Source organism: Spongiimicrobium salis (assembly GCF_043678055.1).
Classification (GTDB): Bacteria; Bacteroidota; Bacteroidia; order Flavobacteriales; family Flavobacteriaceae; genus Spongiimicrobium; species Spongiimicrobium salis.
The window spans coordinates 397,905-400,407 of record NZ_JBHEQA010000002.1; the positions used below are offsets into that span (position 1 = coordinate 397,905).

A 2,503-nucleotide genomic window follows, 5' to 3' on the forward strand; every position below is an offset into this window, starting at 1 on the left:
TCTAGATTCTGTGGGCGATTTGCTGATTCGTGCTTCCATGATTGTTGGTTTTAAGGGTTGTGATAATTGTTGATTGCTATTACAAGTAGTATTAGTGGTATCTTCTTTTGGCATTCCATCCGAAACCGGCACTTGTTGTTGTACTTGCTTTTCTGTTTTTAAAGGTGTTGATCGTTCTCATGATATATGATTTTATTGTTGGTTAAATTTTTGTTACGCTACGATGTGCCTATTAGTGGTATCTTCTTTTGGCATTCCATCCAAAACCGGCATTTGTTGTTGTATTTGCTTTTCTGCTTTTAAAGGTGTTGATCGTTCTCATGATTATATTATTTTATTGTTGGTTTAAATTTTTTGATACTGTGCGATGTACTTATTAGTGATATCTTCTTTTGGCATTCCATCCAAAACCAATACTAGTTGTTGTACTTGCTTTTCTGTTTTTAAAAGTGTTTATAGTTCTCATAATGTTGTATTGTTTTATTGTTGTTATACTTACTAGACGAGGAGGGAATATTTTTGTTACAGTACTATGCATTAAATAGTACCGTTTTTAGCATAATTTAACATATTTTGAATATTCAAATTTATTTAGTATATTGATAATCAGATATTTAACTAAAATTAATTTTTTTTTACTTTTTTTGAAATTTTTTCATTTTTGTCGTTTTTTCTCAAATAAGAAGTATTTCAATAGGGTAGGAGAGCGGCAAAATTGTAGCGTAAAGGCATTTAAAAAATAAATAATATCTTTATTAATAGGATAAGGCATACTATTTGTTAACTTTTAAAAAAACAATAGAATGAAAAAGAAGTATATACTAGTGGTATTTGTTTTGTTTGGTCTCCTGGGCACACAAGCACAGAGCCGGTCGGAACGGAAGAAAGAGCGTAAAGAAAAGAAGGCAGCTGCTTATGAGGAAACGAAAGCCTTGGTGACGGAAGGTGCTTTCTTCTTTAGAGGGGATTGGGCACATCCCTTGGGCGGACAGCGAATCAGCTTAATCAATAATTATAATGAACTAAAGTTACAAGAAGGCAACCTAAAGGCCTTTTTTCCCTACTTTGGGGTCGTACATCGTTTGGGAAGGTATCCCAACAACGGCGGAGGGATTCAATTTGAGTTACCCGTTGAGGAATCGGACTATGCTATGGAAATTGATGACGAAAAACGCCGTATTCTAATTTCTTTTTCTGTAGAAAACGATTCAGAGTTCTTTAATGTTACCATGGCCATTTATGGGGAGGGAAGAACTTTTATTACGGTGGCCAGTAGTAACCGACAGAGCATTAAGTACAACGGAAAAATATTGCCATTGCCGAAAGAGAGTTAGTCTTGGATGCTAATTTCCACTCCATATCTTAAAGAACACTTTTTGGAATCACTATCCGTATAGGACCATAAGTATTGGCGTATATTTGCAGTTTTGCAATAGCAGCGCTTATATGGATCTTAAAAAGGCAATTTACTTTATGGTACTCAGTACCATGGCTTTTACCGGAATGAACGGTTTGGTGAAATACCTTAGTGATTATAACGCCTATCAGTTGGTATTCTTTAGATCTGGAGGTTCCCTCTTTTTTACCTTTGGTTTTTTATGGACGCATAAGATTCCCATCTTGGGTAAAGAACGAAAATTACTGGTGGCCCGTGGGCTGGTAGGGGTCAGTTCCATGCTGTTGTTCTTTATGGCCATTGACTATATGCCTATAGGTTCAGCTGTGGCTTTACGTTATATTTCGCCCATTTTTGCCACTATTTTTGCCATCCTACTATTAAAGGAACGCGTAAAACCCTTACAATGGATCTTCTTCCTGATGGCTTTTGCGGGTGTCTTTGTCCTCAAAGGCTTTGATGGCGCAATTCCCTTAAAAGGCTTTCTTTTTGTGGTCCTAGCTTCCCTTTTTAGTGGACTAGTCTATATTATCATCCGAAAAATTGGAAATAGGGAACATCCGGTGGTCATTGTCAATTATTTTATGTGTATCGCCACTATTGTTGGCGGAATCTTATCTATTTTTCACTGGACAACTCCAACCTTAATAGATACCGCCTTACTGCTAAGTTTGGGATGCTTTGGCTATTTCGGACAATTGTTTATGACCAAAGCCTTTCAATTGGGCGAAACCAATGTTATTGCCCCTTTAAAATATGTAGAGGTCATTTTTGCCATTATCGTAGGGGTAGGATTCTTGGATGAGACCTATACCCTTTGGAGTTTTATCGGCATGTTGATGATTATTGGGGGTATGCTATTGAATATATGGTATAAGAAAAGATCGAGTTAAGTTCAATTACAAAGTTCAAAATACAAAGTTCAATTACAAAGTTCAAGTTCAAAGTTCAAAGTTCAAAATTTAAAGCTCAAGTAAAAAAAGTTCAAGTCTAGAAAAAGTTCAAGTTTTAATATCAAATAATTATTTTTCCTAACTCCTAACTCCTAACTCCTAACTCCTAACTCCTAACTCCTAACTCCTAACTCCTAACTCCTAACTCCTAACT

At 35.8% G+C, this 2,503-nt stretch carries 2 protein-coding genes; both read left to right on the forward strand.

The window, feature by feature from the left end; translation table 11 throughout:
* Positions 1-803: 803 nt before the first annotated feature.
* The gene (locus ACEXOE_RS11110; RefSeq protein WP_394748856.1) at positions 804-1,334 is read left to right on the forward strand and encodes a DUF4251 domain-containing protein; all 531 of its coding nucleotides are present in this window, start codon (positions 804-806) and stop codon (positions 1,332-1,334) included.
* 112 nt (positions 1,335-1,446) lie between these two features.
* Positions 1,447-2,289, forward strand: a complete 843-nt coding sequence (locus ACEXOE_RS11115; protein ID WP_394748857.1) for a DMT family transporter — start codon at positions 1,447-1,449, stop codon at positions 2,287-2,289.
* Positions 2,290-2,503 lie beyond the last annotated feature (214 nt).

Bases quoted from the DNA above. Each gene is read 5' to 3' on its own strand.
- ACEXOE_RS11110 (WP_394748856.1), top strand. From the start codon at position 804: ATGAAAAAGAAGTATATACTAGTGGTATTTGTTTTGTTTGGTCTCCTG.
- ACEXOE_RS11115 (WP_394748857.1), top strand. From the start codon at position 1,447: ATGGATCTTAAAAAGGCAATTTACTTTATGGTACTCAGTACCATGGCT.